Raw genomic sequence first — 7,373 nt, 5'->3', positions numbered from 1 at the left:
TTCCCCGGAGGATTGCTCATTTTCCAGATCCCGGAAGTCGAACTGGGTCCGGTCCATCAGGTGTTTCAGATTCACCTTCCCCAGGGCATGAAGAATATTACTTGGGATTTTCGGATTTTCCGCCGCCAACTGGGCGATCAGTTGCTTCGTGCGTTGCCGGCTCATGTTTTCCTGGGAGCCGCAGAGATTGCACGGAATGATCGGAAATTCCTGCTCGGTGGCATAGCGGGCGATGTCCTTCTCCTGGCAATAGGCCAGCGGCCGAATGACGATATGACGCTTGTCATCCGTCAACAACTTGGGCGGCATGGACCGGATCTCACCGCTGTAGAAGATTGACATCAGCAGCGTTTCGATGAGGTCGTCCCGATGGTGCCCCAGGGCAATCTTGTTGAATCCATGCTCCCGCGCATAGCGATAGATCACGCCGCGCCGGAGCCGGGAGCAGAGAGAACAATAGGTCTTGCCTTCGGGAATCTTGTCCGTGACCACCGAGTAGGTGTCCCGCCGAAGGATTTCATAGGGGTAGCGATGTTCTTCCAGCCAATGCTGTAGCCCATCGGGATCCCAGCCCGGTTGGGCCTGATCCAGGGTAAATGCGAAAATCTCGAAATCGCGGTGGGTTCTCTGCCGGGCGAGGTGGAGTAGTCGCAAGAGGGTGAAGGAATCCTTGCCCCCGGACAGGCAGACCATCACGCGGTCGCCATGTTCGATCATGGCAAAGTCGGCGATAGCCTTGCCCATATAATGCAGCAGTTTCTTTTCGATGGCGTCGGACACGGGATGAACCTTTGGGCGTAAAAGCGGGTATTTTCGTTCAGACGGGTGCCAGGTTCCAGTCCGGCGACCGCACGGCCCCTGGGGGAGTGTGAGTGAGAATAGCGATTTTTCTGGTCATCGCGCTGTGGCCTGTGGTGGGCCTGATCGTTCTCGCGGCCGTTGGCCGGGTGGGGCCGCTTGCCAGGAGGGGTGGGGTGCTGCCTCCAGCCACGTCCGGCGCAGAGGTATTGGCGCGAATGTACCTGTGGCCCCTGGTCCTTCTCCGGATCTACCTGGCTCGCAGACCCTGATGGTCCCGGACCCTATTTCTCCTGGCGAAACAGATCCAGAATCCGCGCCTGTTCTTCGTTCGTTAGCCCAATGCCCGGCATGCTCTCGCGGGTGCGGGAAAAGCTGTACCCGCAACGGCAGGTCTCCGTCCCGATCGGGAGGACCTTGGTGCAGTGTGGGCATTCCATGGTGTTTGGGCGCGGATTGGCCACCTTCGCTTTGGCTGCCTGCTTTTCGCGGAACCTGGGTGATGGCTTGGTCGTATGGACCGGTTTAGGGGCCGCCGGTTTGTTTGCCGCCGGGCGGGACGCTGCTGCTGACTGAACCTTCGCGGCTGGCCGCGTTGAGGACTGATCCTTCGCGACGGGTCGCGGTGTCGACGGGACGGGCGTCGGTTCGCGGGCGACCTCGGACGTGGCGGCGCGTCCCCGCTGGAACAGCTTCTGCGCCTTTCGCGCAAGTTTCTCACGCATGCTGGAACGAGGGCGTGCAGGGTCTGTCGCTTTTGCCGCTTCGCGTTTCTTTGTCTCGATCGCGCGGGCCTTTTGGGCTTCCGCTTCTGCCTTCGCTTTTGCCGCTTCGCGTTTCTTTGTCTCGATCGCGCGGGCCTTTTGGGCTTCCGCTTTCGCTTTTGTCTCGCGGGCCTCGGCCTTCTTGCGGGCGAGTTCCCAAGCGTCTCTCTGGGCCGCGGCTGCTGCTTCCTCCTTCTGTCGAGTCTCAACCTCCGCCTTCAGCGTCGAAATTTGTTCGAGCTGAAGCTTGTATTCGGTCCTGGTAATCCTGTATTCGCGCCGTGTTTCCTCGGCCAGGCGCTGGGTGTTGGCATCGTCCGGATTTCGCTTGAGGTCCTCGGCAGCTACGTCCGCGGCTTCGCGCGTCTGATGAAGCCGCGCCTTGAGGTAATCCGCATACAGTTCCGCCTCCTGCAGGGCCACCTCGATGGCCTCCAGGGAATCGGTCTTGTTCGACCCGTCAAACACGTAGCCGCACGGACAGCGCGTGCTGTCTGCGGCATTCTCCGCCGCGCACCGGGGGCAGTTTTTGGTGAATATGCTCAAGTCTGGGAAAGTGTCCAGATTTCGCTTGAATGCGTTCGTAAATATATTATAGGCGAAATCCGGACCCAGCCAGGGTTCTGGATACAGATTGTCCCCGGTCGGACCCCGGTGGTCGGCAAATCCGGGGGTCCCGGATCCCAAAGTCAGACGGAAGCGTTAAATGCCCGACAAAATTGTCCATAGCGATGCGGAATGGCGCGAAATTCTCACGCCCGAGCAATATGAGGTCTGTCGCAAAAAGGGGACCGAGCGGCCATTTACCGGCGAGTATTGCGGGACCAAGGCTGCGGGAACCTATCGCTGCGTGTGTTGCAAGAGCCCGGTGTTTCGCTCATTGGAAAAGTTCGATTCCGGAACCGGTTGGCCGAGCTTCTGGCGCCCGGTCTCGCCCGATTCCGTGATCGAGCAGACGGACCGGAGCCACGGTATGGTGCGCACCGAGGTCATTTGCGCCCGGTGCGATGCCCATCTGGGTCATGTCTTCGATGACGGGCCGCCGCCCACGGGCCGTCGCTACTGCATCAATTCCGTGGCACTGGAACTGGTCGCGGAGACCCGCTGATCTCATGGCCAGTCCGGAGGTGACATATTCGGGATCCAGCCGCGGTCATTCCATCGTCGCGGTGGACACTGCGGAATCCAGGGTAACCCTGGAGGACGGCTCCGTGTGGATCGCGTACGAAGGCTATGTCGATGTGCTGCGGGGCTGGGGTGAGGGGGAGATGATCACGGTCAAGGAAAATCGCGACGAACTCTTTCCCTACAAGCTGATCAATGTGCACCACAACCAGTCGGTTGAAGTGAGGCTGCTCCCCGCGGATCGCTAGCGGTCTTCGCCCACCAGGTAGCGGTAGCGGGACTCAAACGCCTTCGTACGCAGGGCCTGCGCCTGGTCTTCACGGTCCATGGGCGGTGATTCAATCCAGTCACCGGTGCTGTCATCGAAAACCGCGAAGCGATACACCTTTCCGGCCTTGTAGACTTTTCCGACATCCCGGTTGGCCTGTTCCAGGGCATCCATGCGCGAGAGCGGGGCATCATTGCCGGGGGCGGCTGTCGGCCTTGCCTCGTCACGCCCCCGGATGACTTCGGTATTCAGCATTTCGCCATCGGCATCGATGACGAGTTCGCGGGTGTCAGGGACCCGATTGAGAATGTAGGCGGCCATCATCTCCATCAGATCCAGATTGGATGAACCGATTGCCGCCAGCAGCTTGTCCGCCGCAATCTGGCAGCGTTGAATCCGGTCGGGTTTCTCAATCCACTCCGGACCCATCTGCCAGCCTCCGTCCATATCCCGATCCATGCGATCAAAGAAGTCCGTAGCCTGTTCTATGGTATCGTCGGGAACCTCCACATCGCGGGAGGCGTCGTTGATGGTTACACGAAGTTTCATGGCGGTATGGATGGTGGCAGGTCAGCGCAGTGCGCAGTCTAGAGACTCAGGCAGGGATTGTGAAGGCAAATTGTCCGGTTCGAATTAAGGGTTTTCTGTCGAGGTACCAATGAAGAAGTTGTTGTTCATTGTCGAGCAGGGCGGTGTTCCCGTTTACGATGGGGCGTGGGCCGAGGAGGGATTCGAGGTCACCGTGGTTCGATCCATGCGCAAGGCCCTGGCCCATTTCAAAAGCGATACTGCCGATATTGTTTGTGCCGAACTGAATTACGATCCCAATTTTCGGGATCGCGTCAGCAATCTGGAGCCGCTACTGGCAAAGCTGCAGAGCACGTACCCGGATACGAAGGTAATTGTCTTTCTGGAACCCGAACATCGCAGCAATCTGGAGCGCCTGCGCGAGAGGTTCGAGGTGTTCGACGCGCTGTATTACCCGCTCAACAAGGACGATATCCTGGCCTGCCTGCGCCGGGCGGCGCAAACCTGACCCTATTCCTTCCGGTGGGCCGCCTGCTCCATCTTTTCCAGGCTGGTATGGCGAACATCCTTGCCCCGCACAAAGTAGACGATGTACTCGCAGATATTCACGGCGTGATCGCCGATACGTTCCAGTGCCCGTGCCGACCAGAGCAGATTGATGGCCTGGGAAATGGTGCGCGGATCTTCCATCATGAAGGTAATCAACTGGCGAATGACACTCTCGTATTCCTTATCGACTTTCAGGTCCTGCTTGGCGACTTCAACCGCTGCTTCCGCATCCATCCGCGCGTAGGCATCCAGGGTGTTGTGCAGCATCTCCTTGACGCGCTGCCCCAGATTGCTCAGGTCGACCTTTGGTTTTCCTGCCTGTTCCTTTTGCAGGCGCAGGCACATGCTGCCGATACGTTCCGCCATGTCGCCAATGCGTTCAAGGTCGGTGATGGTCTTGATCACGGCCATGATCAGGCGCAGGTCGCTTGCCGTGGGCTGACGCCGGGCGATAATGCGGTTGCATTCCTCGTCGATGCCGACCTCAAAGGCGTTTACCTTGTAGTCCGTGGTGACGGCGGTATCCGCCAGTTCGGTGTTGCCGGTAGTCAGGGCCTCGATTGCGGCGTCCAGCTGCTGTTCCACCAGGCCTCCCATGGCCAGTACACGATTGCGCACGTCGTCGAGTTCGGCATTGAACTGCCGCGAAATGTGTTGCATGAGATCTGATTTGTCCATTACAGGCTCCTGATTGGTGCCGGTTTGCGGGCCATGCCGCGATCCGAATGTTGCCAATAATAGTCGTTTGCGCAAGTCATCGCACTGCTTTGTTGCGTGGGACGGCGCGTGCCTGCATGTCGATTTTGTGACAGACGCCGCTTCCAGGCAGGTTGTCGGATACTGAAGAGGAGGCGTTTCACTGCTGGGCGGTCTCGACCGGGTGACGAATGATAAGGTCAGCAGGGAAGTGGCAGGTGAAGGTGCTTCCTTTCCCGGGCACGCTCTCAATGCCGAGGTCAGCGTCGTGGCGCTGGAGCACATGTTTGACGATGGCCAGGCCCAAACCGGTGCCCCCGCTCTCCCGTGAACGGGCGGTGTCCACACGGTAAAACCTCTCGGTGAGCCGACCGATGTGTTCGCGGGAAATGCCAATCCCGTTGTCCTGCACGGACAGATGCGCGCCCTTTTCGTCGGAGTGCCAGCGCACGTCGATCTTGCCGCCCGGGGGGGTATAGCGGACGGCGTTCACGAGCAGATTGGAGAACGCGCTGCGCAACTCCGTGTCGTTGCCACGCAACCACAGGGACTCGTCCACGTCCATGTCGATCTCGTATTTCCCGGCATGCGCCAGCGCCAGCGCATCCTCGCGGATTGCCGCCAACATGGCCGGGACCGCCACCGGTTGCCAGCCACTCGTCCTGGGACCGGTCTCGATCCGGGCCAAAAAGAGCAGGTCAGTCACCAGATTTCGCATCCGCATCGCCTGATCCTGCATGGACATCAGTGAATCGCGCCAGTTTTCCAGACCGGGTTCGCCGCTATCCACCATGGTCTCCAGGAATCCTGTCAGAACCGTCAGCGGGGTCCGAAGCTCGTGGGAAATATTGGCGACAAAATCGCGCCGCACCTGTTCCAGGTGCTGCATGCGTGTGATGTCCCGGGCAACGAGCAGTCTGCGGCCCCTGCCGTAGGGGACGATGCGAACACTCAGAGCTATGTTCTCGTTGCGAGGTGATTCGATCTGTACGGGCTCGCCGGTGTTGGGTCCGTTCAGCAGGGTTACGAAATCCGGGTGACGAACGAGGTTCGCGATCGGTTGACCGGTATCCTGCTCCTGCCGCAGGCCCAGGAGCCGGGTTGCCACCGGGTTGAACCACTCGATGTCATCGTCCGAGGTCAGTACCACGACCGCGTCCGGCAGGGCGGTGGCAGCGTCCTCGAAGCGGGTGAGCAGGCCCTCGAGCTTCCTTTCGCGGGCTTCCACGCGCCGCCGCCATTGGTGCAAATCGTGAAAGATTTCGCCCCAGCGGCCTCCGGCATCCGGGATGGGGTTGGTTTCCGGGGCGCGAAGCCAGCGAAACAGCATCCATTGGCGGGAGAGCTGCCAGACGATGTAGCCCAGCAGCATCAGCGCGATGGCGGCGAACGGGTACCCCACCAATGCACCGAAGGATAGTGCCGCGACCACCAGCAGGACGAGCCGCCAGATTTCGGTATTCCAGTATTGAAACAAGATCAGCCTTGCGTCGAAAGCCTGTAGCCGGAACCGCGGACGGTCTGGATAATACGGTCATGGCCCGTCGGGGCCAGGGCCTTGCGTAGGCGTCGGACATGGACGTCGACAGTGCGCTCCTCGACGTAGACATTCGCGCCCCAGACATTATCCAACAATTGGACTCGGGTGTAGACCCGTTCCGGATGGCTCATGAGGAAGCGAAGCAGGCGGAACTCCGTGGGGCCGAGCCTGATTTCCTGGTTATCCACCGTCACCCGGTGGCTCACGGGATCCAGCATCAGGCCATCACTGGTGAGTACCTGCTCTCCGCCGGGCTCGGATCTGCGCATCACGGCCCGAATCCGGGCAAGCAGCTCCCGGGGCGAAAACGGCTTGGCAACATAGTCGTCGGCGCCGATATCCAGGCCCCGTACCCGATCCTCCTCCTCGCCGCGGGCACTGACCATGATGATGGGCGTGTCGGACGCGGAGTCGCCCCGTTTCAGGCGCCGCGCAAGATCGATCCCGCTCATGCCGGGCAGCATCCAGTCGAGCAGGATCAGGTCCGGATTCCGGTCCGCGATCCGTACCAGAGCGGTTTCGGCATCCGCAGCATCGGTGACTTCGAAACCGTTGCGCTCGAGGGTGACCCGGAGCATGTCCCGAATCGAGCGTTCGTCTTCAACAACCAGTATGTTCTTTCTTGAATCATTCATGACAGATCGTGGAATACCCCATGACCAGGGATGCCGCGCGCCCGCGATTGGGGCTTGGCACGGCTATTAGACTTCAATTATGTTACAGAACGGTTACACGGGCATACGTCTGAATCTCCCTGTCTTCCGCAGCGTGGGGGGCGAAAATGGGCAGAAACGCCCGATCTGGTAGACTGCGAGTCATTCCATGAATAACCTACGACGTCACTTCTCTGGCCAGCGCGGAATGTCCGGCGTCTTCCTTATGCTGGCGCTCGCCTGTTGCCTGGTGCCTCGTACGCTTCTGGCCGCCGAACCCTACCCGGCGGAAACGCGTCTGGCACGAGAAGGGGTTAACGCACTGCTGAATGTCGAGCTGGATCGCTCCACGGCCATATTCGACAGGCTGGAAAAGGAATATCCGAATTATCCGCTAAGCGGCTTTCTGCATGGAGCCGTGTACTGGGTTCGGGCGGAAATCGCACAAAAGA

11 protein-coding genes are annotated in these 7,373 nt (G+C 59.9%); 5 read left to right on the top strand and 6 right to left on the bottom strand.

From position 1 onward, the window contains the following. Nucleotides 1-780, bottom strand: a 780-nt coding sequence (gene ttcA, locus P8X48_11305) for a tRNA 2-thiocytidine(32) synthetase TtcA (GenBank protein ID MEJ2107890.1), incomplete at its 3' end; no start/stop codon positions are given. A gap of 92 nt (nt 781-872) precedes the next feature. Here ttcA and P8X48_11300 point away from each other — a divergent pair. Continuing rightward, nucleotides 873-1,070, top strand: a complete 198-nt coding sequence (locus P8X48_11300; GenBank protein MEJ2107889.1) for a hypothetical protein — start codon at nt 873-875, stop codon at nt 1,068-1,070. Nucleotides 1,071-1,082: 12 nt separating this feature from the next. Here P8X48_11300 and P8X48_11295 read toward each other — a convergent pair whose 3' ends face one another. After that, nucleotides 1,083-2,030: a hypothetical protein gene (locus P8X48_11295; GenBank protein ID MEJ2107888.1), complete on the bottom strand. Its 948-nt coding sequence runs from the start codon at nt 2,028-2,030 to the stop codon at nt 1,083-1,085. 238 nt (nt 2,031-2,268) lie between these two features. On the opposite strand from P8X48_11295, the gene msrB reads away from it, so the two are divergent. Further along, complete coding sequence (gene msrB, locus P8X48_11290; GenBank protein ID MEJ2107887.1) at nt 2,269-2,670, top strand: peptide-methionine (R)-S-oxide reductase MsrB; 402 nt, start codon at nt 2,269-2,271, stop codon at nt 2,668-2,670. 4 nt (nt 2,671-2,674) lie between these two features. Beyond that, nucleotides 2,675-2,935 (top strand): hypothetical protein, encoded by a 261-nt coding sequence (locus P8X48_11285; GenBank protein ID MEJ2107886.1) that lies wholly within the window; start codon nt 2,675-2,677, stop codon nt 2,933-2,935. Here the strand turns inward: P8X48_11285 and P8X48_11280 are convergent. Further along, nucleotides 2,932-3,504, bottom strand: a complete 573-nt coding sequence (locus tag P8X48_11280) for a hypothetical protein (protein ID MEJ2107885.1) — start codon at nt 3,502-3,504, stop codon at nt 2,932-2,934. The two genes, P8X48_11285 and P8X48_11280, sit on opposite strands and share 4 nt — an antisense overlap. A 109-nt stretch (nt 3,505-3,613) precedes the next feature. Between P8X48_11280 and P8X48_11275 the strand changes: the two genes are divergently transcribed. Then, nucleotides 3,614-3,991 (top strand): hypothetical protein, encoded by a 378-nt coding sequence (locus tag P8X48_11275; protein MEJ2107884.1) that lies wholly within the window; start codon nt 3,614-3,616, stop codon nt 3,989-3,991. Nucleotides 3,992-3,993: 2 nt separating this feature from the next. On the opposite strand, the gene phoU is transcribed toward P8X48_11275, so the two are convergent. The 3 genes from phoU to phoB form a co-directional block, all read right to left on the bottom strand. Further along, entirely contained in the window at nt 3,994-4,710 is a 717-nt protein-coding gene (gene phoU / locus P8X48_11270; protein MEJ2107883.1) for a phosphate signaling complex protein PhoU, read from the bottom strand. A gap of 178 nt (nt 4,711-4,888) precedes the next feature. After that, the gene (gene phoR, locus P8X48_11265) at nt 4,889-6,205 is read right to left on the bottom strand and encodes a phosphate regulon sensor histidine kinase PhoR (GenBank protein MEJ2107882.1); all 1,317 of its coding nucleotides are present in this window, start codon (nt 6,203-6,205) and stop codon (nt 4,889-4,891) included. 2 nt (nt 6,206-6,207) lie between these two features. Next, complete coding sequence (gene phoB, locus P8X48_11260; protein ID MEJ2107881.1) at nt 6,208-6,903, bottom strand: phosphate regulon transcriptional regulator PhoB; 696 nt, start codon at nt 6,901-6,903, stop codon at nt 6,208-6,210. 187 nt (nt 6,904-7,090) lie between these two features. Here phoB and P8X48_11255 point away from each other — a divergent pair. Then, a partial coding sequence (locus P8X48_11255; GenBank protein ID MEJ2107880.1) for a hypothetical protein occupies nt 7,091-7,373 on the top strand: 283 nt, incomplete at its 3' end.

Source organism: Acidiferrobacteraceae bacterium, from assembly GCA_037388825.1.
GTDB lineage: Bacteria > Pseudomonadota > Gammaproteobacteria > Acidiferrobacterales > JAJDNE01 > JARRJV01.
The sequence above is the reverse complement of the archived record's forward strand: the minus strand, read 5'-3'. Positions and strand labels throughout refer to the sequence as shown.

Bases quoted from the DNA above. Each gene is read 5' to 3' on its own strand.
- msrB (MEJ2107887.1), top strand. From the start codon at position 2,269: ATGCCCGACAAAATTGTCCATAGCGATGCGGAATGGCGCGAAATTCTC.
- P8X48_11285 (MEJ2107886.1), top strand. From the start codon at position 2,675: ATGGCCAGTCCGGAGGTGACATATTCGGGATCCAGCCGCGGTCATTCC.
- P8X48_11280 (MEJ2107885.1), bottom strand. From the start codon at position 3,504: ATGAAACTTCGTGTAACCATCAACGACGCCTCCCGCGATGTGGAGGTT.
- P8X48_11275 (MEJ2107884.1), top strand. From the start codon at position 3,614: ATGAAGAAGTTGTTGTTCATTGTCGAGCAGGGCGGTGTTCCCGTTTAC.
- phoU (MEJ2107883.1), bottom strand. From the start codon at position 4,710: ATGGACAAATCAGATCTCATGCAACACATTTCGCGGCAGTTCAATGCC.
- phoB (MEJ2107881.1), bottom strand. From the start codon at position 6,903: ATGAATGATTCAAGAAAGAACATACTGGTTGTTGAAGACGAACGCTCG.